Here is a 21,631-nt window from a genome sequence, read left to right on the forward strand (position 1 = left end):
TCCAGCATGGCCTTCAACAGCATCGAAGAAATCCTCGAAGATTATCGCCTCGGCAAAATGGTCCTGCTGGTCGATGACGAAGATCGAGAAAACGAGGGCGACCTGCTGCTGGCCGCCGACTGCTGCACACCGGAGGCGATCAGCTTCATGGCGCGTGAGGCGCGCGGGCTGATTTGCCTGACGCTGACCGACGACCACTGCCAGCGCCTGGGCCTTGAGCAAATGGTGCCGAGCAACGGCAGCGTGTTCAGCACCGCGTTCACCGTGTCGATCGAAGCGGCGGTCGGGGTCACCACTGGCATTTCTGCAGCTGACCGCGCCCGCACGGTCGCGGCCGCTGTGGCCAAAGACGCCCGCGCCGAAGACCTGGTGCAACCCGGGCACATCTTCCCGCTGCGCGCCAAGGAAGGCGGCGTGCTGACCCGCGCCGGCCACACCGAGGCCGGCTGCGACCTTGCCCGCCTGGCCGGTTTCACCCCGGCCTCGGTGATCGTCGAGGTGATGAACGATGACGGCACCATGGCCCGGCGTCCGGATCTGGAAGTGTTTGCGCGCAAGCACGGGATCAGGATCGGCACCATCGCTGACTTGATCCACTATCGCCTCAGCACCGAGCACACCATCGAACGTATCGGCGAACGCGAACTGCCGACGGTGCATGGCACTTTTCGTCTGATCACTTTCGAAGACCGCATCGAGGGTGGCGTGCACATGGCGATGGTGATGGGCGATCTGCGCCGCGAAGAGCCGACGTTAGTACGCGTGCATGTGATCGATCCGCTGCGTGATCTGGTCGGCGCCGAGTACAGCGGGCCAAGCAACTGGACGCTGTGGGCGGCGTTGCAACGGGTCGCGGCGGAAGGTCATGGCGTTGTGGTGGTGTTGGCCAATCATGAATCGTCGCAGGCGCTTCTCGAGCGCGTGCCGCAACTGACCCAGCCGCCGAGGCAGTTCAGTCGCTCGCAATCGCGGATTTATTCGGAGGTGGGCACCGGGGCGCAGATTCTGCAGAACCTGGGGGTGGGCAAGCTGCGGCATCTGGGGCCGCCGCTGAAGTATGCGGGGCTGACCGGGTATGACCTGGAGGTGGTCGAGAGCATCCCCTTCACCGAATAACACTGCCCTCACCCCAGCCCTCTCCCGGAGGTAGAGGGAGCCGACCGAGTTGTTCTACCGCTATACATCGACCTGAAACTGCGAGTCGAACTCAAGTTTTAAACAGCATGGAAATCGGCTCCCTTTCCCCTCTCCCTTTGGGAGAGGGCTGGGGTGAGGGGCTGGTTCTAAAGTGCGCCCTATGACTCGTGCCGAGCACAGGCAAAAAACCAGAATCAACAGATAACCGGTAAGGCAAAGTGCTTGCACAAAGTTTGGAATACCATAATATGATATTCCATAGACCGGACGACCTGAAAAACCGTCCGGCTACTGCTCCCGACAGGCGGGCAACAACGCAAGCCCGCTCAAAAACACAACAATGAGGGCGTAAAAATGGTGTTGAACAAAGCTGCAACCGCAATCCTTTTTGCGGGACTGCTGAGCGTGACCGGCCAGGCTGCAATGGCCGCCGAAAGCGTGAACTTCGTCAGCTGGGGCGGTAGCACCCAGGATGCGCAGAAACAGGCCTGGGCCGATCCGTTCAGCAAGGCCAGCGGCATCACCGTGGTGCAAGACGGCCCGACCGACTACGGCAAACTCAAGGCCATGGTCGAGAGCGGCAACGTGCAATGGGACGTGGTCGATGTCGAAGCCGATTTCGCCCTGCGCGCCGCTTCCGAAGGCCTGCTCGAACCCCTCGATTTCAAAGTCATCCAGCGCGACAAGATCGACCCGCGTTTCGTCAGCGATTACGGCGTCGGCTCGTTCTTCTTCTCCTTCGTCCTCGGCTACAACGAAGGCAAGCTCGGCGCCGCCAAGCCGCAGGACTGGACCGCGCTGTTCGACACCAAGACCTACCCCGGCAAACGCGCGCTCTATAAATGGCCAAGCCCCGGCGTGCTCGAACTGGCGCTGCTGGCCGACGGCGTAGCGGCTGACAAGCTCTACCCGCTGGATCTGGATCGCGCCTTCAAGAAACTCGACACCATCAAGAAAGACATCGTCTGGTGGGGCGGCGGCGCGCAGTCGCAGCAACTGCTGGCCTCCGGTGAAGCGAGCATGGGTCAGTTCTGGAACGGCCGGATTCACGCTCTGCAGGAAGACGGCGCGCCGGTGGGTGTGAGCTGGAAACAGAACCTGGTCATGGCCGACATTCTGGTAATTCCAAAAGGCTCGAAAAACAAGGACGCGGCGATGAAGTTTCTGGCCAACGCCAGCAGTGCCAAAGGCCAGGCCGACTTCTCCAACCTGACCGCCTACGCCCCGGTCAACGTCGACAGCGTGGCGCGCCTGGACTCGGTGCTGGCCCCGAACCTGCCGACGGCTTACGCCAAGGATCAGATCACTCTTGATTTCGCGTACTGGGCCAAGAACGGTCAAGCCATCGCGACACGGTGGAACGAATGGCTGGTCAAATGAAAATGGCGGCTGCTGCGCCTCGTCCTGCAACGGTGACCGGGAGCGCCACCGGCGTTGCCGGCTCGACCCCCTCTCTCAGACAACGCTGGAAAGGTGCCGGCAATCTCGCCCCGGCACTATTGTTCCTCGGTTTATTCTTCCTGGCGCCGTTGATTGGCCTGCTGTTGCGCGGCGTGCTGGAACCGACCCCGGGCCTTGGCAACTATGAACAACTGTTCGCCAACTCGGCGTATGCACGGGTGCTGCTCAACACCTTTTCGGTGGCCGGACTGGTAACGATTTTCAGCCTGTTGCTGGGCTTTCCGCTGGCCTGGGCGATCACCCTGGTACCGCGCGGCTGGGGCCGCTGGATTCTCAACATCGTGCTGCTGTCGATGTGGACCAGCCTGCTCGCCCGCACCTATTCGTGGCTGGTGTTGCTGCAAGCCTCGGGCGTGATCAACAAGGCGCTGATGGCGCTGGGGATCATCGATCAGCCGCTGGAAATGGTGCACAACCTGACCGGTGTGGTGATCGGCATGAGCTACATCATGATCCCGTTCATCGTCCTGCCGTTGCAGGCGACCATGCAGGCCATCGACCCGATGATCCTGCAGGCCGGTTCGATCTGCGGCGCCAGCCCGTGGACCAACTTCTTCCGGGTGTTCCTGCCGCTGTGCCGGCCGGGTCTGGCATCCGGCGGGTTGATGGTGTTCGTGATGTCGCTCGGTTACTACGTCACCCCGGCGCTGCTCGGCGGGGCGCAGAACATGATGCTGCCGGAGTTCATCATTCAGCAGGTGCAATCGTTCCTCAACTGGGGCCTGGCCAGTGCCGGCGCCGCGTTGCTGATCGCGATCACGCTGGTGCTGTTCTACTTCTACCTGAAGCTTCAGCCGGAATCCCCGGTTGGCGCCAGCAACGCGAGGTAAGCCGAGATGCTCCTGACTCCCAATGCCATGAGCCGCCGGATGCGTTTCGGCTTGTATGCAACCACCGGACTGATCGGTTTGTTCCTGCTGTTGCCGATCGTGTTCATCGTCCTGCTGTCGTTCGGCTCGTCGCAGTGGCTGGTGTTCCCACCGCCGGGCTGGACGCTGAAATGGTACGGTCAGTTCTTCTCCAACGCCGACTGGATGAACGCTGCGGCGGCCAGCCTCAAGGTTGCCGTGCTGACCACGATTTGCGCCGTGGCCCTCGGTCTGCCAACCGCGTTTGCTCTGGTGCGCGGGCGCTTCCCCGGTCGGGAAATGCTCTACGGCCTGTTCACCCTGCCGATGATCGTGCCGCTGGTGATCATCGCGGTGGCGGTGTACGCGCTATTTCTCAAGCTCGGTTACACCGGGACCATGTTTGCCTTCGTGGTCAGCCATGTGATCGTCGCGCTGCCGTTCACCATCATCTCGATCATCAACTCGCTGAAGCTGTTCGATCAGTCGATTGAAGACGCGGCGGTGATCTGCGGCGCCTCACGCCTGCAAGCGGTGTTCAAGGTGACGTTCCCGGCGATCCGTCCGGGCATGGTCGCCGGCGCCCTCTTCGCCTTTCTGGTTTCGTGGGACGAAGTGGTGCTCAGCGTGATGATGGCCAGCCCGACCCTGCAAACCCTTCCCGTAAAAATGTGGACCACTTTGCGCCAGGACCTGACCCCGGTGATCGCCGTCGCTTCGACGCTGCTGATCGGCCTGTCGGTATTGGTCATGGTGATCGCCGCCGCGCTGCGCCGGCGCAACGAAATCAGCGCCTGAGCGCCCAGGAGTACGACATGAGTGCCGTGATCAAAGACGCATCCCAGCAGAACGACAAACCCCTGGTCAGCCTGCGCAATCTGAACAAGCACTACGGCGACTTTGCCGCCGTCGACAACATCTCGCTGGACATCAAGGACGGCGAGTTCCTGACCTTCCTCGGTTCCAGCGGCTCGGGCAAAAGCACCACGCTGTCGATGCTCGCCGGGTTCGAAACCCCGAGCAGCGGCGAGATCCTGGTCAACGGTCAGTCGCTGGTCAACGTGCCGCCGCACAAACGCGACATCGGCATGGTGTTCCAGCGCTATTCGCTGTTCCCGCATCTGTCGGTGCGCGACAACATCGCTTTCCCGTTGGCGATCCGCAAACTCGCCGCCGCCGAACGTGACAAGCGTGTCGATGCGATGTTGAAACTGGTGCAGCTCGAACAATTCGCCCATCGCCGCCCTTCGCAACTCTCTGGCGGCCAGCAGCAACGCGTCGCCATCGCCCGGGCGCTGGTCTACGAGCCACGCATTCTGCTGATGGACGAACCGCTCGGTGCGCTGGACAAAAAACTGCGTGAAGACCTGCAGGATGAACTGCGCCAATTGCATCGGCGCCTAGGCATCACCATCGTCTACGTCACCCACGATCAGGAAGAAGCCATGCGTCTGTCGCAGCGCATCGCGATTTTCAGTCACGGCAAGATTGTTGGTTTGGGCAGCGGTTATGACCTGTATCAGAATCCGCCGAATGCGTTTGTCGCGTCGTTCCTCGGCAACTCGAACTTCCTCAAGCTCAAGGCGCAGGGCAATGCGGCGGCTTCGTTTGAAGGACAGTCATTGTCGATTCGCCTGACTGCCGGCTTGCACACCGAGCAGGATGTGCTGCTGATGGTGCGTCCGGAAAAGGCGGTGGCGCTGAGCGTGCAACAGGCGAGCGAAGAGCCGCTGGCGGCGGGTTGGAATGAGGTGTCGGCGCAAGTGGTGGAAGTGTTGTTTCTTGGCGAAAGCCAGACCTGCAGCGTGGTGACGTCGGGCGGTACTTCGATGACGGTTAAAGCGCTGTCGGCGGCGGGCATGCCGCTCAAGGCTGGCGATCCGGTGCGAGTGCGCTGGGCCACGGCGGATGCCTGCGTCTACACCGAATGGGCTGAAAGCGACCTCAACAAAGCCGCCGGCGCCCACTGAGGATCTCGGTAACCCCGCAAATCCCCTTGTGGGAGCGGGCTTGCTCGCGAAGGCGGTGTGTCAGTCACTGTTTATGTTGAATGACACACCGCCTTCGCGAGCAAGCCCGCTCCCACAGTTTTTTTGTGGCGCTCAGCTAATCGGTGCAAATCCTTCAATCTGATCCGGCCACGCCGTGAGAATTTCGAAACCGGTTTCGGTCACCGCGACCATATGCTCCCACTGCGCCGACAGCGAGCCATCCTTGGTCAGCACCGTCCAGCCGTCCGGCATGTTCTTCACGTGGCGCTTGCCGGCATTGAGCATGGGTTCGACGGTGAAGATCATCCCCGCCTTGAGCTTCATGCCCTGATTGGGAAAACCGTAATGCAGGATCTGCGGTTCATCGTGATACACCTTGCCAATGCCATGCCCGCAGTACTCGCGCACCACGCTGAAACCTTCGCTCTCCGCCAGGCTCTGGATCGCATGACCGATGTCGCCCAGTGTCGCGCCCGGACGCACCATGCGGATGCCCGCGCACATCGCGTCGTAGGTGGTCTTGATCAGGTGTTGTGCTTCAGGCGTCGCCTCGCCGACCACGTACATGCGGCTGGTGTCGCCGAACCAGCCATCCTTGATTACCGCGATGTCGAGGTTGACGATGTCGCCATCCTTCAGCGGCGTGCCCGACGGGATGCCGTGGCACACCACATCGTTGACCGAGGCGCAGACGGTTTTCGGGAAGCCGTGATAACCGACGTTGGCCGGAATGGCTTTCTGCACGTTGACGATGTAGTCGTTGCACAACCGATCCAGCTCATCGGTCGTCACCCCAGCCTTGACGTGCGGCACCAGCATCGCCAGCACTTCGGCGGCGAGTTTGCCCGCCGCGCGCGACTTCGCGATTTCCGCAGGGGTATTGATCTTGATCTGATTTCTCATGCGCTGACGGCTTCCTGAGTCAGTTGATGCAGATCCAGCCCACCGTTCTGTTCGGCGCGGATCAGCAAGCGGCAAATGGCGCTGTGGTCGAGGTTGGGGTGCAGCTCGGCGAGCATGCCGATGCGCATCCAGTGCTCGGCCTGCGCGTTGATCGAGCGGCTGAGCGCGGTGCTGGAGATGCGCAGGTTCTCGTGCATGTCTTCTGAAATCTTTACGATGCCCATATCCGAATCCGATACGAAGTGTATATGGATCGTATACTAGCCAAGGGACGCCCACGATTGCAAACCTTGCGCACGGCTTGCCAAATCGCGGGCAAAAAAAAGCTGCCCAAAGAGGCAGCAAAAACTTTAAGAACACGCGATGTATTGGGGTCAGGATAGACGCCGGATAATGACAGTGTCATGACAGCCAACAATTCACTGAACCGCCCCTGCCCCGTCATCAGGATGTCATCAAGCGCACCGCAGAATCCTCGCAAACCGTCTTGAGCCTTCGACGGATGTTTCGCAGGGATTCCCATGAAAGAAGACGCCTCGCTGTTTGCCGCCATCGACCTGGGTTCGAATGCGTTTCGGATGATGATCGGCCAGTCGGTGCGCAGTCGTAAGGGTTTCATGATTCAGGAAGTCAAAACCCTGCGTGAACCGGTGCGGCTGGCCGAGGGCTTCGACGGCGGTGCGCTGGACGAAATGGCGCTGGATCGTGGCTGGCAGGCGCTGGCGCGGTTCGGCAAGAAACTGCGCGGCTTCGAGGCCGGCAAGGTGCGGGCCGTGGCGACCAGCGCGGTGCGCGAGGCCGACAATGCGCAGTTGTTTCTGCACAGTGCCGAACGCCATCTCGGGTTTCGCATCGACGTCATTTCCGGCCATGAAGAGGCGCAACTGGTGTATGCCGGCGTCGCCCACTCCCTGCCGGGGGCGGAGGACATGCGGCTGGTGGTAGACATTGGCGGTGGTTCCACCGAGCTGATTCTCGGCCAGGGGTCGCAACCGTTGCTCACCGAAAGCATCGCCATTGGCAGCGGCACACTGGGCGCACGCTATTTCCCTGACGGGCGCATCGCGCCCGGTGCGCTGCAGGAAGCCGAGCGCGTGGCGATCCTGCAATTCGAAAAAGTCGCCCGTCGCTATCGCGCGCAGGGCTGGCAGCAAACCATTGGCTCGTCGGGCACGGCGCGGATGCTGGCGAAGGTGCTCAAGGCTAATCGCTTGAATGACTTCGGTCAGGACGGCATTACCTATGGTGGGTTGTTGCGCCTGTCGCTGTTGCTGCTGAAGGTGAAGAACGTGCAGCAGTTGAAACTCGCCGGTCTGCAACCGCATCGCCAGAGCATCCTCCCGGGAGGGCTGGTGCTGATGCTGGCGGCGTTCAAGGTGTTTGGCATTTCGCAGATGGTGCCGTCGGAACCGGGGCTGCGCCTCGGTGTGTTGCACGGCTTGATGAGCCGTCACTGACCAATCACTGAACCCAGTGTGGGAGCGGGCTTGCTCGCGAAGGCGGAGTGTCAGTCGAAAATTATTTAGCTGACACTCCGCTTTCGCGAGCAAGCCCGCTCCCACAGGTTTTGGTGGTTGTCCTCTCAGGCCAGTTCTTTGCGGAGCTGGCGGGCGGCGGCAACCATGTGCACCAGCGCCGCTTCAGTCTCCGGCCAGCCACGGGTTTTCAGACCGCAATCCGGGTTGACCCACAACCGCTCCGCCGGAATCCGCTGCGCCGCCTTGCGCAGCAAATTGGCCATCTCCGAAGCATCGGGAACGCGAGGCGAGTGAATGTCGTAGACGCCCGGCCCGATCTCGTTCGGGTAATCGAATGCTTCAAAGGCATTGAGCAGTTCCATGTCCGAACGCGAGGTTTCGATGGTGATCACGTCGGCGTCCATGGCGGCGATGGACTCGATCACATCATTGAACTCGCTGTAGCACATGTGCGTATGGATCTGCGTTTCGTCGCGTACACCGGAGGCACACAGGCGGAACGCTTCGGTGGCCCAATCCAGATAGTGCTGCCATTGCGCGCGGCGCAGCGGCAGACCTTCGCGGAATGCGGCTTCGTCGATCTGCACGATCCTGATCCCGGCGGCTTCCAGATCCACCACTTCATCACGGATCGCCAGCGCCAGTTGCCGCGCCTGCACTTCACGGGACACGTCTTCGCGGGGGAACGACCACATCAGCATGGTCACCGGGCCGGTCAGCATGCCTTTAATAACCTTGTCGGTCAGGCCCTGGGCGTAGCGAATCCACTCCACGGTCATGGCTTGCGGGCGGCTCAAGTCACCGAAGATCACCGCCGGTTTCACGCAGCGCGAACCGTAGCTCTGCACCCAGCCGAAACGGGTGAACACGTAGCCATCCAACTGCTCGGCGAAGTACTCGACCATGTCGTTGCGTTCGGCTTCACCGTGCACCAGCACATCAAGGCCCAACTGTTCCTGGATTTGCACGGCGTGGCGAATTTCGCTGTACATGGCTTCGGTGTATTCGGCTTCGCTCAGTTTGCCTTGCTTGAACGACTGACGCGCCAGGCGGATCGACGCAGTTTGCGGAAACGAACCGATAGTGGTGGTCGGGAACAGTGGCAAATCGAGGCCGGCGCGCTGCTTGGCGATGCGCTGGGTAAACGGCGATTGGCGCTGGCTGTCCTGCGCGGTAATGGCCGCCACACGGGCCTGCACTGCCGGTTTGTGAATACGTGGCGAGGCGGCGCGGCTGGTCTGTACCGAGCGGCTTTGGGCCAAGGCGCGGAGCACTTTCGGCGCTTCCGGCTCGCTGACCGCCTGCGCCAGCACGGCGACTTCCTCGCACTTCTGCACGGCAAACGCCAGCCAGCTTTTCAGCTCGGCATCGAGCTGGTCTTCGCGGTTCAGATCCACTGGGCTGTGCAGCAAGGAGCACGATGGCGCGACCCACAGGCGATCACCCAAGCGCTCATGTGCATGCTGCAAAGTCGCCAGCGCATGTTCCAGGTCGCAGCGCCAGACGTTGCGGCCGTTGACCACACCCAGCGACAGCACTTTGTAGGCCGGCAGGCGATCAAGGATGGTCGGGTACTGTTCCGCTGCACGTACCAGGTCGATGTGCAAACCGTCGACCGGCAGATTGGCGGCCAGACCGAGGTTCTCTTCCAGACCACCGAAGTAAGTGGCGAGCAGTTTCTTCAGCGGATCACGCTGGATCTGGTTGTACGCACGCTCGAAAGCGTTCTTCCATTCCTGCGGCAGGTCAAGCACCAGAATCGGCTCGTCGATCTGCACCCATTCCACACCGAGTGCGGCCAGCCGGGCGAAGATCTGCCCGTACAGCGGCAGCAAACGATCAAGCAATTCCAGCTTGTCGAACTCGGCGCCTTTGGCCTTGCCCAGCCATAGATAAGTCAGTGGGCCGATGATCACCGGTTTGACGTTATGACCGAGGGCACGGGCCTCTTCGACTTCTTCGAACAACTGTTCCCATCCGAGCTGGAACTGTTGATCAACGCTGAATTCCGGGACCAGATAGTGGTAGTTGGTGTCGAACCACTTGGTCATTTCCTGGGCGTGCGCACCGCCGCAGCAGCTGTCGCTGACGCCACGAGCCATGCCGAACAGGGTCTGCAGCGTGGCTTTGCCGTCGTGCGGTCGGAAGCGCTCGGGAATCACGCCGAACATCAGCGAGTGGGTCAGCACCTGGTCGTACCAGGCGAAATCGCCCACTGGCAGCAGCTCGATGCCGGCGTTCTTCTGCAAGTCCCAGTGGGCCTTGCGTAATTCACGACCCACTTCACGCAGGCCGGCCTCGTTCAGTTCTCCTTTCCAGAACGCCTCTTGCGCTTTTTTCAGTTCGCGGTCGCGACCGATGCGCGGAAATCCGAGGGAATGGGCCAGTGCCATGACAAACAACTCCAATGTCTTGTTGATGGCGGCCATTGTCAGGATCAGCCTCTAGTGAGACAAACTCATTTTAATCTTGATGATCACAAGTTTCCCTCATGATCAGCTGTCGGCCGTATGCCCGCTGAAAACACGATTCGCCCTGCAGGATATTCCTACGCAGATCAAGCTTTGAGGGACGCTCACGACGCCCTTTCAATACTCGATGGCGCCTTGATGTAAACCCTCTGAAACCGGGCGCTTGCAGGCTGCGATTCTGTTCTATGGTTAGATCGAAATGGCTGGCGCAGCGGCGGGTTAAAGGTTGCGACGGATCATGTCTAAGCCTATGTTGCACGCGAGCTTTTCCCCGCGAATGGAACGCGATCAACACCACTACAAGAGGTGAAGAAATGTCAAAGGATTCACGCCCTGCCGTACTTGGGCTGATCGGCAATACGCCGCTGGTACAAGTTACCCGCTTCGATACCGGCCTCTGCACACTGTTTCTCAAACTGGAATCACAAAACCCCGGCGGCTCGATCAAGGACCGCGTCGGTCTGGCGATGATCGATGCCGCTGAACGCGACGGGCGCCTGCAACCGGGTGGCACCATCGTCGAGGCCACCGCCGGCAACACCGGTCTGGGCCTGGCGCTGGTCGGCCGGGCCAAAGGCTACCGCGTGGTGCTGGTAGTCCCGGACAAGATGTCCACCGAGAAAGTCCTGCACTTGAAAGCCATGGGCGCCGAGGTGCACATCACCCGCTCCGACGTCGGCAAGGGCCACCCCGAGTATTACCAGGACGTGGCCGCACGCCTGGCGAAAGACATTCCCGGCGCGTTCTTCGCTGACCAGTTCAACAACCCCGCCAACCCGCTGGCCCACGAATGCAGCACCGCGCCGGAGATCTGGGCGCAGACCGAGCATGATCTGGACGCGATCGTGGTCGGCGTCGGTTCGGCCGGTACCCTGACCGGCCTGAGCCGTTTCTTCAAACGTGTGCAGCCGGATCTGGAAATGGTCCTCGCCGACCCGGTCGGTTCGGTGATGGCTCAGTACAGCCGCGACGGCACCATGCCGACGCCCGGGTCGTGGGCGGTGGAAGGCATCGGCGAAGATTTCATTCCGTCGATCACCGACCTCACCAGTGTGCGTCACGCCTACTCGATCAGCGATGAAGAAAGCTTCGACCACGCCCGCCAGTTGCTGCGCGCCGAAGGCATTCTCGGTGGCTCGTCGACCGGCACCTTGCTCGCCGCCGCGCTGCGTTATTGCCGCGAACAGACCGAGCCGAAACGCGTGGTCAGCTTCGTCTGCGACACCGGCACGCGTTATCTGTCGAAGGTCTACAACGACCAGTGGATGACCGATCAGGGCCTGTTGCAGCGCAAACGCTATGGCGACCTGCGCGATCTGATCGCCCGCCGTTTCGAAGATGGCCGCGTGATCAGCGTCGGCCCCGACGACACCCTGCTGACCGCGTTCCAGCGCATGCGCCTGGCGGATGTCTCGCAGTTGCCGGTGCTGGTTGAAGGTAAACAACTGGTCGGTGTGATCGACGAATCGGACATCCTGCTGCCCGTGCACGAAGACGCTGCGCGCTTCAGTCAATCGGTGTCCAGCGTGATGACCGACAAACTGCAAACCCTCGCCCCCGGTGCCAACCTCGCCGAGCTGGAAGCGGTGCTCAGTCGCGGCCTCGTCGCGATCATTGCCGATGCTTCGGGCTTCCACGGCCTGATTACCCGCACCGACATGCTCAACCAATTACGGAGATCCCTCGCATGAGTCAGCACGACGATAAATCCCAAGGCTTCGCGACCCGGGTGATCCATGCCGGGCAAACGCCTGACCCGACCACCGGCGCGCTGATGCCGCCGATCTACGCCAACTCGACGTACCTGCAAGACAGCCCCGGCGTGCACAAGGGCTTCGACTACGGGCGCTCGCACAACCCGACGCGTTTTGCGCTGGAGCGTTGCGTGGCGGATCTGGAAGGTGGCACCCGCGCGTTCGCGTTCGCTTCCGGGCTGGCGACCATTTCCACCGTGCTCGAACTGATCGATGCCGGTTCGCACGTCATCTCCGGCAATGACCTGTACGGCGGCACGTTCCGCCTGTTCGACAAGGTCCGTCAGCGCAGTGCCGGGCATCGTTTCAGCTATGTCGATCTGACTGACCTGGCGGCGTTCGAAGCGGCGCTGCAGGACGACACCCGCCTGGTGATTGTCGAGTCGCCGACCAACCCGCTGCTGAGCCTGTCGGATCTGGCCGCGATTGCGCGCATCTGCCGCGCACGCGGGATCATCAGCGTTGCCGACAACACCTTCGCCAGCCCCTATATCCAGCGCCCGCTGGAGCTGGGTTTCGACATCGTGCTGCACTCGACCACCAAGTACCTGAACGGTCACTCCGACGTGATCGGTGGTATCGCGGTGGTTGGGCAGAATGCCGAGCTCGCGGACAAACTCGGCTTCCTGCAAAACGCGGTCGGCGCGATTTCCGGGCCGTTCGATGCGTTCCTGACCTTGCGCGGGGTGAAGACCCTGGCGCTGCGCATGGAGCGTCATTGCAGCAACGCGCTGGAACTGGCCAAGTGGCTGGAGCAGCAACCGCAGGTCAAACGTGTCTACTACCCAGGCCTGCCGTCGCACCCGCAGCATGAGTTGGCCAAACGGCAGATGCATGGTTTTGGCGGGATGATCTCGGTGGATCTGAACAGTGATCTGGAGGGTGCACGGCGCTTTCTGGAAAACGTGAAGATCTTTGCCCTGGCAGAGAGTCTGGGCGGTGTTGAAAGCCTGATCGAGCATCCGGCGATCATGACCCACGCGACCATTCCAGCTGAAACCCGCGCCAAACTGGGCATCGGCGATGGCCTGGTGCGTCTGTCGGTGGGGGTCGAAGATCTCGAAGACCTGCGCGCCGATCTGGCGTACGCGCTGACCAAAATCTGACCCTGCAACAACGACAAAGCCCGCAGCAATGCGGGCTTTGGTGTTCGAGTAGGCGGCCAGTGCTGGTCTCTGGCTTACAAGGTTTATCGGGCCTCTCACAGTACAAAAGCAACCATGGAAAAAGAGCGGTGCTTTGCTGCCTCACACGGCATAAGGGCTGGATCTCAGCGCGGAGATCTTTCTAACCGTGTACCCTTCGGAACGCGCCCCACGTCCCCTTGCTATCCGCTTGCGCATCAGTCTGCGTCTTCGCCTACACCTTTGAGGCTAGCAAAAGCCATCGCGTCCCGGGCGGTGTTTTTAGACTGATTTCCTTCAAGCGCCCCTGCGCAAGGAAGTTAACCGACTATCGCTTGCATGTTGTCGCACCTGCGCCTGCATTTTGCCGATCTATACTTTTCAGTTCGCTAACGCGGTTTCATGCAAAAACGTCGACACCCGTGCGCCCATCGAGCGCGCCCGTGCCAATTGCCAACTTGGTCAACCCCGGGCCAACGAATGCTGTGTGGCTGATGGGTCGTGGAGAAAATCATGAAACACACGCTTTTGTCAGGCGCCATTCTTGCGGTCGCGGCGACCGTGATGTTGCCAACGGTTTGGGCTGCGCAGCCGCAGGCGGTGGCCTCTGATGGTTCGGATCATGTCAGAGCCGCTGCAGTGGCTTCCGATGGTTCCGATCACGTCGGCGCTGGTGCAGTCGCCTCGGACGGTTCCGATCACGTCGGCGCTGGTGCTGTCGCCTCGGACGGTTCCGATCATGTCGGCGCTGGTGCTGTCGCCTCGGACGGTTCCGATCACGTCGGCGCTGGTGCAGTCGCCTCGGACGGTTCCGATCACGTCGGCGCTGGCGCAGTCGCCTCGGATGGTTCCGATCATGTCGGCGCTGGCGCAGTCGCCTCGGACGGTTCCGATCATGTCGGCGCTGGAGCAGTCGCCTCGGACGGTTCGGATCATGTCGGAGCAGGCGCAGTGGCGTCCGATGGTTCTGATCATGTCGGCGCTGGCGCAGTGGCGTCCGATGGCTCCGATCACGTCGGCGCAGGCGCACTGGCTTCCGACGGCACCGACAAGGTCGGCGCCAATCGCTATGCCTACTCACGCGTCGGCGTCGGTTCTGATCGCGTCGCTTCGGCGCTGATGACCGGCAGCTATTCCGACCAGTTCAACTCTCCTCAGTAATCGGCGCGAGGCGACCCGTTGGGTCGCCTCTCCCTCTGCCGCACTAGCACATTTGTGCTAATCGACCGCCCCGCCCACCGGCGTTATATTCCCTCGCAACCCCCGATACTCCCCAACATTGCCGCTGTGCAGTGCGCGGGATCGTCGTGCCTGGAAATCAGAACAACACCAAGGAAGAAACACCATGAAACTGCATTCCAACCTTCTCAAAGTGGCGATCGTCAGCGCCCTGCTGCTTGGCGCCAGCGGTTGCCAGACCGCCAAACCCACCGAAGCCAGCATGAAAGAACGCGCCCAGACGGTCATCGGCAAGCCGGTGTCGAAAATCGACAACATCCGCAGCGACAGTACCCTCACCTACTACACCGCGTACACCTCCGCCGGCGAGTACAACTGCGAGTTGCCCAGCGGCGCGATTATCGCGGTGGCGAGCATGGGCATCATGACCCCGCCGCTGTCGTGCCTGCCCAAAGGCGCCTCGCCGATTCCGTTCCAGTAAACCTTCATCCCCGGTAAAGGACTACGTTCCATCATGAAAATCCTGATCGCAACTCTCACTCTCACCGCCCTCGCTCTGACAGGCTGCGCCACGCCCAAACAATGGGAAGCCACCGGTGGCAGCAAGAACGACGGCGTGGTCCAGGTCTCCTATGAATTGGGCCAGTTCGAAAGCGGCCAGACCAACGCCGCGCAAGGCCTGACTGTGGCGATGGAGCGCTGCAAGACCTGGGGTTACAAGAACGCCGAGGTGACCGGTTCCGAGAAGAACATCTGCCGCGCCATGGGCCAGTTCAACTGCCTGCAAACCACCATCACTCAGGACTACCTCTGCAAGCGTTGAGTCAAACCTGCTCGGCCGGCTCGGTTTGCCGGTCGCGCAGGCTGCGCAAGGTCGCGCGCAGCTCGGCCGGGCGTACCGGTTTGGACAGGATGGCAATTTGGCGGTCGTGCAAGGCCGCCTGTATTTTCTCGATGTCATGCCCGGTGATGATCATCGCCGGCACCGCAAAACCACGCTGGCGCCGCACCTCGTCAATGCACTCGATGCCCGTGGAATGTGGACCCAGATCGTAATCGGCGACGATGATGTCGCAATCGGTGACCAGCCCCTGCCCGCTCAATTCGCCTTGCACCACGCAGCCCCAGCGCTCGAGCAGCGCCGAGGTCGCCAGCAAGACGTTGCGATCATCCTCCACCAGACACACCTTCAGCCCGGTCAACAGGCCGGCCTGCCGCACATCGTCACGCATGACCGGCAACTGCGGCGCCACGGCCACCGGCAAGCCATAGAGGGAGACCGCCGTGCCGCGCCCAAGCTGCGAGCGCAAGGCCACATCGACGCCGATCAACTGCCCCAGACGCTTGACGATCGACAGTCCGAGGCCGACGCCTTCTACGTCCTTGTCACGCACCTGACGCACCCGATAAAACTCCTCAAACACTTTCGACAGATGCTCCTCGGCAATGCCGTTGCCGCGGTCATAAATCACGATGGCCAGCCCGTTGCCACGCTTGCGCACGCCGATCAGTACCGGGCGTTGCGCGCCGTATTTGAAGCAATTGGAAAGCACGTTCTGCACCATGGTCGCGAGCAACGCTGGATCGCTCTGCACCCAGTGCTGGCACGGACGCAGGCGCAATTCCACACCGGCCCAGCGTGCCGCCTCGGCGTTCTGGCGGATCAGGTCGGCCAGCCACTCGCCGAGATTGAACACCTGCAGCCTCGGCAGAATGCGCCCGTTGTCGAGGGTGTAGAGGTCAAGAATCGAACGGAACAACTGCGAGACGTTGAGCAGCGAACGGTCGATGTTGTCGACCAGTTGCCGTTCCTGCTCGCCCAGCCGCGATTCACGCAGGCACGCCGTGAACAGCCCGATGGAATGAATCGGCTGGCGCAGATCATGGCTGGCCTGAGCGAGAAACCGGGATTTCTCCAGATTGGCCGCGACCGCCTCTTCGGAGGCCTTGCGCGTGCGCTCCAGCAGCAAGTGCGCGTAGAACGGAATCACGGTGCTGGTGAGCATCAACATCAGCACCATGTACGGCTGCGCCTGCCACACCGGCGTCAACCGATAGACCGCCAGCAACGCCAGCAGCGCCAACCCCGTGGCAATCGCCAGATAGCGCGAGCCATAGCGCATGCCGTTGCCCAGGTTGACCCAGATGATCACCGCGTACAGCGGCAACGCCGCTTCACCGCCGAGCACCAGGCCGAAACAGGTGCCGGTGTAATCGTGGATCATCGCGAATATTCGTCGCGCCGGGTAATGCCCCGGCCAGCGCGCGATGGCCTGGCGCAGGACAATCGACGCCAGCAGAAACAGCGTGATGTAGACCACCACCGGCAGATAGACATCGAAGCGCTGACCCGGCAATACACCGAGCACGCAGATGTAAACCATGGCAATGCTGGCGATGATGATCCGCAGATTGGCCTGATCCAGCTCGGTATTTTTCTCGAACTTCATGGGCAACGTCCTTGTGCGACAGTCGTCAGATTCAGCAGCGGCCGGCAGGCAATCTGCGCTTGCGGTGCTAAGGTGCATGCCGTAAACCACGCTGATCCAGGGAGGGTCACGTCATGACATGCCGCATCATCATAGCCGACGATCACCCATTGTTTCGCGAAGCCATGCGGCGCACCGTGCAGCGCCTGTTGCCCGAGGCGACTATCGAGGAGGCCGGCGACCTCGACGCCGTGCTGGCCTTGCTGCCCGACGGCAGCGAGCCGGACACACTGATTCTCGACCTGCGCTTCCCCGGCCTGACCTGCATCAGCCAACTCGCCGAACTGCGCCGAAAACTGCCGCGCACCACGCTGATTGTGGTGTCGATGGTCGACGACGAGGCGTTGATCGGTGAGGTGATGGCGGCCGGCATCGACGGTTTCATCGGCAAGAACATTGTCCCGGATGAGATCGGCCAGGCGATTCTGGCGATCCGCGAAGGCGAAGTGCTGGTCAGGTTCGCGCCTTCCGGGCTGCTGCCGCTGGAGACCGGCACCGCCCTCACCCCGCGTCAGCAGGATGTGTTGCGGCTGATCGCCCAAGGCAAGACCAACAAGGAGATCGCCCGGGAACTGGATATCTCGCCGTTCACCGTGCGCATCCATGTGTCGTCGTTGCTGCGCACGCTCAATGTGCCGTCGCGGGCAGCCGCTGCGGTGAAGTATTCGGGAGGCAGCGGCGCAATTTAAATGAACCCTGCGCGTTTGGACTCACCTAACTGAAAGACCATCAGGAGGTAGCCCATGCAAATTGAACCCGTCTGGATCGTACTCGCCGTCGTTCTTGTGATCGTTGAATTGTGGGCGATCAACCGCGTGCGCAAGAGCGCAGGCAAAGGCAGCAACAAAGGCGTGTGGATTATCGCCATCGTGTTCGTGCCGTTGTTTGGCCTGATTGCCTGGGCACTGGCCGGCCCGAAACACGTGACTCAGGATTGAGTAAAAGCCCCCTGTAGGAGCTGCCGCAGGCTGCGATCTTTTGACTTTCAAGATCAAAAGATCGCAGCCTGCGGCAGCTCCTACAGGGAATGCAGCGTTTACGGATCAACCTGCGCCATCAACTCCGGCACCGATTCCGGCCGTTTGGCATAGCGCTGCGCCAACACCGCGCAGACCATCAATTGAATCTGATGGAACAGCATCAGCGGCAGAATCAACACACCAATCGTGCTGCCGGCAAACAACACCTGTGCCATCGGCACGCCGGTGGCCAGGCTCTTCTTCGAACCGCAGAACAAAATGGTGATGCGGTCTTCCTGGCTGAAACCGAACGCCTTGCCCAGCAAGGTCGACGCCAACAGCACCAGCGCCAGCAGAATGCAGCAGACCACCACCAGCCCCAGCAGATCGACGACCGGAATCTGATGCCAGATGCCCTCGTTGACCGCCTCGCTGAACGCGCCGTACACCACCAGCAAAATCGACCCCTGATCGACAAACTTCAGCCAGTTCTTGTTGCGCCCGACCCAAGCGCCGATCCAGCGCCGAGCGATCTGCCCGGCAATGAACGGCAGCAGCAATTGCACGCTGATCTTCAGGATCGCATCCAGGGTCGAACCGCCGTCGCCGTGCACGTTCAGCAGCAGCGTCACCAGCAACGGCGTGAGAAAGATCCCGAACAGGCTCGACGCCGCTGCACTGCAGATCGCCGCCGGGATATTGCCTCGGGCCAGCGAGGTGAAGGCAATTGCCGACTGCACGGTGGCGGGCAACGCGCAGAGATACAGCATGCCCATGTACAGCTTGTCGCCGATCAGCGGTGACAGCAGCGGTTTCAACGCCAGCCCGAGCAGCGGGAACAGCACAAAGGTCAGACCGAACACCAACAGGTGCAGGCGCCAGTGGCCGGCCCCGGCGATGATCGACTCACGCGACAGCTTGGCGCCGTGGAGGAAAAACAGCAGCGCAATGGCGATATTGGTCAGCCAGCCGAACCCCACCGCGACCTGCCCGCTGGCCGGCAGAAAACTGGCCAGCAGCACGACGCCGATCAGGGTCAGGGTGAAGTTGTCGGGCAGGAATCTTGGGCGAGTCATGGGCTTGTTCATCCGGGGGTTGCCAGTACGTGACTGCGACTCTAACGTGAGCAGAAATTACCGACTAACGCCGAAGAGCCAACAGATGCCGCCTAAAGGACATGAAAAAAGCTTCAGGCGCAGCATTCCCGGGCTGCCCAGCCTGCCCCGTGCGCTGTACGGACGCACCGAATCGCTGCCCAATCGCGCACTGACCCGGCGTCACAGCCACCCGTGGGTGCAATTGTCGTACGCGATTCAGGGCGTGCTCGAAGTGCAGACCGGCGCCGGGCGTTTCGTCGCGCCACCCGAGCGCGCGGTGTGGATTCCGGCGGGCGTGCCGCACCGAGTGTTCAGCTCGCCGCACACCGAAATGCGCAGCCTGTACATCGACTGCAGCGTGGCCGGCTGGGCGCTGGAGCGCTGTCATGTGTTGGGCGTCAGCGACCTGCTGCGCGAACTGATCCGCGCGTTCAGTCTGGTCCCGGTGGAATACGACGAGAGTGGCGCACATGGTCGGTTGGCCCAGGTGATCCTCGATCAACTGGCTGAGGCGCCGCAGATCGACCTGATGCTGCCACTGCCGCAGGACAGCCGTCTGCGGCAGATCTATCAAAGCCTGGAGCAACATCCGGAGCAGCAGACCACACTGCAGCACTGGAGCGACAAATTCGGCGTCACCGAAAAAACCCTCAGCCGCCTGTTTTTACGCGACACCGGCCTGACCTTCCGCGCCTGGCGCCAGCGCCTGCGTCTGTTGGGCGCGCTGACCCCGCTGGAACGCGGCGAACGGGTCACCGACGTGGCTCTGGCCTGCGGTTATGACTCGACCTCGGCGTTCATCGCAGCCTTCCGCCAACAGTTTGGCGAGACACCGGGGGAATTTTTTCACTGAGTTTTGTCGATATTTATCGAATTAGCACATGCCATTCGGCAAACTTCAGGGTAGAGTTTCGCCCATCGGTAATTCTTCACACGTTTCGACGATAACCATAATGACCCACCCCTTTAGCGAACCTGTCGGCGGTAACAGCATGATCGAAGTCACTGAAGTCTCCATTGCTCAATTACGCGCGGCGCTCGACGCCGGCCAGACCACCGCGGTTGAACTGGTGCAGGCCTATCTGGCCCGGATCGACGCCTATGATGGCCCGAACACGGCCACTGCACTGAATGCCGTGGTCGTACGCAATCCCGAAGCACTGGCAGAGGCCCAGGCGTCCGATGCACGCCGCGCCAAGGGCGAAACCCTCGGCCCGCTCGACGGCATCCCTTACACCGCCAAGGACAGCTATCTGGTAAAGGGTCTGACCGCGGCGTCCGGCAGCCCGGCCTTCGCCGATCTGGTGGCGCATCGCGACGCCTTCACCATCGAACGCTTGCGCGGCGCCGGGGCGATCTGCCTGGGCAAGACCAATATGCCGCCGATGGCCAATGGCGGCATGCAGCGTGGCGTCTATGGTCGCGCCGAAAGCCCTTACAACGCGGCCTACCTGACCGCGCCGTTTGCCTCCGGCTCGTCCAACGGTGCCGGCACCGCCACTGCCGCGAGTTTTTCGGCGTTCGGTCTGGCGGAAGAAACCTGGTCGAGCGGTCGCGGCCCGGCGTCGAACAACGGTTTGTGCGCCTATACGCCGTCGCGCGGCGTGATCTCGGTGCGCGGCAACTGGCCGCTGACGCCGACGATGGACGTGGTGGTGCCATACGCCCGCACCATGGCCGATCTACTCGAAGTGCTCGACGTTGTGGTTGCTGAAGACCCCGACACCCGTGGCGATCTGTGGCGCCTGCAGCCGTGGGTGCCGATCCCGAGCGTTGCTTCGGTGCGCCCGGCGTCCTACGCCGAACTGGCAGTGAAACCCAATGCTCTGGCCGGTAAACGCCTCGGTGTACCGAAGATGTACATCAACGCCGACCCTGAAGCCGGCACCAGTGAAGCACCGGGTATCGGCGGCCCGACCGGGCAGCGCATCAACACCCGCGCTTCGGTGATCGACCTGTGGAACCAGGCCCGCACCGCTCTGGAAGCGGCCGGCGCCGAAGTCATCGAAGTGGATTTTCCGCTGGTTTCCAACTGCGAAGGCGACCGCCCCGGCGCGCCGACCGTGTTCAATCGCGGCATCGTTTCCAAGGAATTCCTGCACCACGAACTGTGGGATCTGTCGGCCTGGGCCTTCGACGATTTCCTGCGCGCCAACGGCGATCCGAAGCTCAATCGCCTGGCCGATGTCGACGGGCCGAAGATCTTCCCGCACGACCCGGGCACCCTGCCCAACCGTGAAGGCGATCTGGCCGCCGGCATGGACGAATACGTGCGCATGGCCCAACGCGGCATCACCCCGTGGGACCAGATCCCGACCCTGCCCGATGGCCTGCGCGGTCTGGAAAAGACCCGCAAGCTCGACCTCGAAGACTGGATGGACACACTGAAACTCGACGCGGTGCTGTTCCCGACCAACGCAGACGTTGGTCCGGCAGATGCCGATATCAATCCGGAATCGGCGGACATCGCCTGGAGCAATGGCGTCTGGGTCGCCAACGGCAACCTGGCGATCCGTCACCTCGGCGTTCCGACCGTCACCGTGCCGATGGGCATCATGGCCGACATCGGCATGCCGGTCGGCCTGACCTTCGCCGGTCGTGCTTACGATGACTCGAATCTGTTGCGTATGGCCTCGGCATTCGAGGCGACTGGCTCGAAGCGTCAGGTGCCGCCGCGTACTCCGGCGTTGACTGCCGGCAAGTAAAAAGCAGGGTTGGATTGAGGCTCGATAGGGCCTCA

20 protein-coding genes are annotated in these 21,631 nt (G+C 61.7%); 15 read left to right on the forward strand and 5 right to left on the reverse strand.

What is annotated here, in order from left to right:
• Nucleotides 1–6 precede the first annotated feature (6 nt).
• The 5 genes from ribBA to E4T63_RS16055 all read left to right on the forward strand — a co-directional run bounded on the left by ribBA (nucleotide 7) and on the right by E4T63_RS16055 (nucleotide 5,416).
• Entirely contained in the window at nucleotides 7–1,116 is a 1,110-nt protein-coding gene (gene ribBA, locus E4T63_RS16035) for a bifunctional 3,4-dihydroxy-2-butanone-4-phosphate synthase/GTP cyclohydrolase II (RefSeq protein ID WP_135295988.1), read from the forward strand.
• Between the two features lie 375 nt (nucleotides 1,117–1,491).
• On the forward strand, nucleotides 1,492–2,517 hold the full coding sequence (locus E4T63_RS16040; RefSeq protein ID WP_135295989.1) for an ABC transporter substrate-binding protein: 1,026 nt from the start codon (nucleotides 1,492–1,494) through the stop codon (nucleotides 2,515–2,517).
• A complete protein-coding gene (locus tag E4T63_RS16045; RefSeq protein ID WP_135296936.1) occupies nucleotides 2,514–3,428 on the forward strand; it encodes an ABC transporter permease in 915 nt (304 codons plus the stop codon). Before E4T63_RS16040 ends, E4T63_RS16045 begins: the two co-directional genes overlap by 4 nt.
• Nucleotides 3,429–3,434: 6 nt before the next feature.
• Nucleotides 3,435–4,244 carry an ABC transporter permease gene (locus E4T63_RS16050; RefSeq protein ID WP_025111627.1) on the forward strand — a complete coding sequence of 270 codons (810 nt, stop codon included), beginning with the start codon at nucleotides 3,435–3,437 and terminating at the stop codon, nucleotides 4,242–4,244.
• Between the two features lie 17 nt (nucleotides 4,245–4,261).
• A complete protein-coding gene (locus tag E4T63_RS16055; protein ID WP_135295990.1) occupies nucleotides 4,262–5,416 on the forward strand; it encodes an ABC transporter ATP-binding protein in 1,155 nt (384 codons plus the stop codon).
• 132 nt (nucleotides 5,417–5,548) lie between these two features.
• On the opposite strand, the gene map is transcribed toward E4T63_RS16055, so the two are convergent.
• Both map and E4T63_RS16070 read right to left on the reverse strand, forming a co-directional pair.
• Nucleotides 5,549–6,340, reverse strand: a complete 792-nt coding sequence (gene map / locus E4T63_RS16065; protein ID WP_135295991.1) for a type I methionyl aminopeptidase — start codon at nucleotides 6,338–6,340, stop codon at nucleotides 5,549–5,551.
• Nucleotides 6,337–6,564 carry a ParD-like family protein gene (locus tag E4T63_RS16070; RefSeq protein WP_025111624.1) on the reverse strand — a complete coding sequence of 76 codons (228 nt, stop codon included), beginning with the start codon at nucleotides 6,562–6,564 and terminating at the stop codon, nucleotides 6,337–6,339. Before E4T63_RS16070 ends, map begins: the two co-directional genes overlap by 4 nt.
• Before the next feature lie 297 nt (nucleotides 6,565–6,861).
• Here E4T63_RS16070 and E4T63_RS16075 point away from each other — a divergent pair, with 297 nt between their 5' ends.
• Complete coding sequence (locus tag E4T63_RS16075; RefSeq protein WP_135295992.1) at nucleotides 6,862–7,797, forward strand: Ppx/GppA family phosphatase; 936 nt, start codon at nucleotides 6,862–6,864, stop codon at nucleotides 7,795–7,797.
• 125 nt (nucleotides 7,798–7,922) lie between these two features.
• Here E4T63_RS16075 and metE read toward each other — a convergent pair whose 3' ends face one another.
• Nucleotides 7,923–10,211, reverse strand: a complete 2,289-nt coding sequence (metE, locus tag E4T63_RS16080; RefSeq protein WP_135296937.1) for a 5-methyltetrahydropteroyltriglutamate--homocysteine S-methyltransferase — start codon at nucleotides 10,209–10,211, stop codon at nucleotides 7,923–7,925.
• Nucleotides 10,212–10,603: 392 nt separating this feature from the next.
• Here metE and E4T63_RS16085 point away from each other — a divergent pair, with 392 nt between their 5' ends.
• From E4T63_RS16085 to yecR, 5 genes are all read left to right on the forward strand, one after another.
• The gene (locus E4T63_RS16085; protein WP_135295993.1) at nucleotides 10,604–11,980 is read left to right on the forward strand and encodes a pyridoxal-phosphate dependent enzyme; all 1,377 of its coding nucleotides are present in this window, start codon (nucleotides 10,604–10,606) and stop codon (nucleotides 11,978–11,980) included.
• Complete coding sequence (locus tag E4T63_RS16090) at nucleotides 11,977–13,149, forward strand: cystathionine gamma-synthase (RefSeq protein ID WP_041062583.1); 1,173 nt, start codon at nucleotides 11,977–11,979, stop codon at nucleotides 13,147–13,149. The genes E4T63_RS16085 and E4T63_RS16090 overlap by 4 nt, the downstream gene beginning before the upstream one ends.
• A 531-nt stretch (nucleotides 13,150–13,680) precedes the next feature.
• Entirely contained in the window at nucleotides 13,681–14,328 is a 648-nt protein-coding gene (locus E4T63_RS16095) for a phage infection protein (RefSeq protein WP_245223386.1), read from the forward strand.
• Between the two features lie 184 nt (nucleotides 14,329–14,512).
• Complete coding sequence (locus E4T63_RS16100) at nucleotides 14,513–14,827, forward strand: hypothetical protein (protein WP_135295994.1); 315 nt, start codon at nucleotides 14,513–14,515, stop codon at nucleotides 14,825–14,827.
• Between the two features lie 33 nt (nucleotides 14,828–14,860).
• Complete coding sequence (gene yecR / locus E4T63_RS16105; protein WP_134786612.1) at nucleotides 14,861–15,169, forward strand: YecR family lipoprotein; 309 nt, start codon at nucleotides 14,861–14,863, stop codon at nucleotides 15,167–15,169.
• 1 nt (nucleotide 15,170) lies between these two features.
• Here yecR and E4T63_RS16110 read toward each other — a convergent pair whose 3' ends face one another.
• Nucleotides 15,171–16,796, reverse strand: a complete 1,626-nt coding sequence (locus E4T63_RS16110) for an ATP-binding response regulator (RefSeq protein WP_135295995.1) — start codon at nucleotides 16,794–16,796, stop codon at nucleotides 15,171–15,173.
• Between the two features lie 113 nt (nucleotides 16,797–16,909).
• On the opposite strand from E4T63_RS16110, the gene E4T63_RS16115 reads away from it, so the two are divergent.
• Nucleotides 16,910–17,524 carry a LuxR C-terminal-related transcriptional regulator gene (locus tag E4T63_RS16115; RefSeq protein ID WP_135295996.1) on the forward strand — a complete coding sequence of 205 codons (615 nt, stop codon included), beginning with the start codon at nucleotides 16,910–16,912 and terminating at the stop codon, nucleotides 17,522–17,524.
• A gap of 54 nt (nucleotides 17,525–17,578) precedes the next feature.
• On the forward strand, nucleotides 17,579–17,773 hold the full coding sequence (locus E4T63_RS16120; RefSeq protein WP_027613057.1) for a PLD nuclease N-terminal domain-containing protein: 195 nt from the start codon (nucleotides 17,579–17,581) through the stop codon (nucleotides 17,771–17,773).
• Between the two features lie 98 nt (nucleotides 17,774–17,871).
• Here E4T63_RS16120 and E4T63_RS16125 read toward each other — a convergent pair whose 3' ends face one another.
• Nucleotides 17,872–18,870, reverse strand: a complete 999-nt coding sequence (locus E4T63_RS16125) for a bile acid:sodium symporter family protein (RefSeq protein WP_064587897.1) — start codon at nucleotides 18,868–18,870, stop codon at nucleotides 17,872–17,874.
• A gap of 85 nt (nucleotides 18,871–18,955) precedes the next feature.
• Here E4T63_RS16125 and E4T63_RS16130 point away from each other — a divergent pair, with 85 nt between their 5' ends.
• Together E4T63_RS16130 and E4T63_RS16135 are read left to right on the forward strand one after the other, a co-directional pair.
• Nucleotides 18,956–19,744: an AraC family transcriptional regulator gene (locus tag E4T63_RS16130; protein WP_135295997.1), complete on the forward strand. Its 789-nt coding sequence runs from the start codon at nucleotides 18,956–18,958 to the stop codon at nucleotides 19,742–19,744.
• Nucleotides 19,745–19,883: 139 nt separating this feature from the next.
• Nucleotides 19,884–21,596 (forward strand): amidase, encoded by a 1,713-nt coding sequence (locus E4T63_RS16135; protein ID WP_098968426.1) that lies wholly within the window; start codon nucleotides 19,884–19,886, stop codon nucleotides 21,594–21,596.
• Nucleotides 21,597–21,631: the final 35 nt, after the last annotated feature.

It is taken from the genome of Pseudomonas fluorescens (genome assembly GCF_004683905.1).
Lineage (GTDB): Bacteria > Pseudomonadota > Gammaproteobacteria > Pseudomonadales > Pseudomonadaceae > Aquipseudomonas > Aquipseudomonas putida_A.

Coding starts and splice junctions, on each gene's coding strand:
- ribBA (WP_135295988.1), top strand. CDS start 7: ATGGCCTTCAACAGCATCGAAGAAATCCTCGAAGATTATCGCCTCGGC.
- E4T63_RS16040 (WP_135295989.1), top strand. CDS start 1,492: ATGGTGTTGAACAAAGCTGCAACCGCAATCCTTTTTGCGGGACTGCTG.
- E4T63_RS16045 (WP_135296936.1), top strand. CDS start 2,514: ATGAAAATGGCGGCTGCTGCGCCTCGTCCTGCAACGGTGACCGGGAGC.
- E4T63_RS16050 (WP_025111627.1), top strand. CDS start 3,435: ATGCTCCTGACTCCCAATGCCATGAGCCGCCGGATGCGTTTCGGCTTG.
- E4T63_RS16055 (WP_135295990.1), top strand. CDS start 4,262: ATGAGTGCCGTGATCAAAGACGCATCCCAGCAGAACGACAAACCCCTG.
- map (WP_135295991.1), bottom strand. CDS start 6,340: ATGAGAAATCAGATCAAGATCAATACCCCTGCGGAAATCGCGAAGTCG.
- E4T63_RS16070 (WP_025111624.1), bottom strand. CDS start 6,564: ATGGGCATCGTAAAGATTTCAGAAGACATGCACGAGAACCTGCGCATC.
- E4T63_RS16075 (WP_135295992.1), top strand. CDS start 6,862: ATGAAAGAAGACGCCTCGCTGTTTGCCGCCATCGACCTGGGTTCGAAT.
- metE (WP_135296937.1), bottom strand. CDS start 10,211: ATGGCACTGGCCCATTCCCTCGGATTTCCGCGCATCGGTCGCGACCGC.
- E4T63_RS16085 (WP_135295993.1), top strand. CDS start 10,604: ATGTCAAAGGATTCACGCCCTGCCGTACTTGGGCTGATCGGCAATACG.
- E4T63_RS16090 (WP_041062583.1), top strand. CDS start 11,977: ATGAGTCAGCACGACGATAAATCCCAAGGCTTCGCGACCCGGGTGATC.
- E4T63_RS16095 (WP_245223386.1), top strand. CDS start 13,681: ATGAAACACACGCTTTTGTCAGGCGCCATTCTTGCGGTCGCGGCGACC.
- E4T63_RS16100 (WP_135295994.1), top strand. CDS start 14,513: ATGAAACTGCATTCCAACCTTCTCAAAGTGGCGATCGTCAGCGCCCTG.
- yecR (WP_134786612.1), top strand. CDS start 14,861: ATGAAAATCCTGATCGCAACTCTCACTCTCACCGCCCTCGCTCTGACA.
- E4T63_RS16110 (WP_135295995.1), bottom strand. CDS start 16,796: ATGAAGTTCGAGAAAAATACCGAGCTGGATCAGGCCAATCTGCGGATC.
- E4T63_RS16115 (WP_135295996.1), top strand. CDS start 16,910: ATGACATGCCGCATCATCATAGCCGACGATCACCCATTGTTTCGCGAA.
- E4T63_RS16120 (WP_027613057.1), top strand. CDS start 17,579: ATGCAAATTGAACCCGTCTGGATCGTACTCGCCGTCGTTCTTGTGATC.
- E4T63_RS16125 (WP_064587897.1), bottom strand. CDS start 18,870: ATGACTCGCCCAAGATTCCTGCCCGACAACTTCACCCTGACCCTGATC.
- E4T63_RS16130 (WP_135295997.1), top strand. CDS start 18,956: ATGCCGCCTAAAGGACATGAAAAAAGCTTCAGGCGCAGCATTCCCGGG.
- E4T63_RS16135 (WP_098968426.1), top strand. CDS start 19,884: ATGATCGAAGTCACTGAAGTCTCCATTGCTCAATTACGCGCGGCGCTC.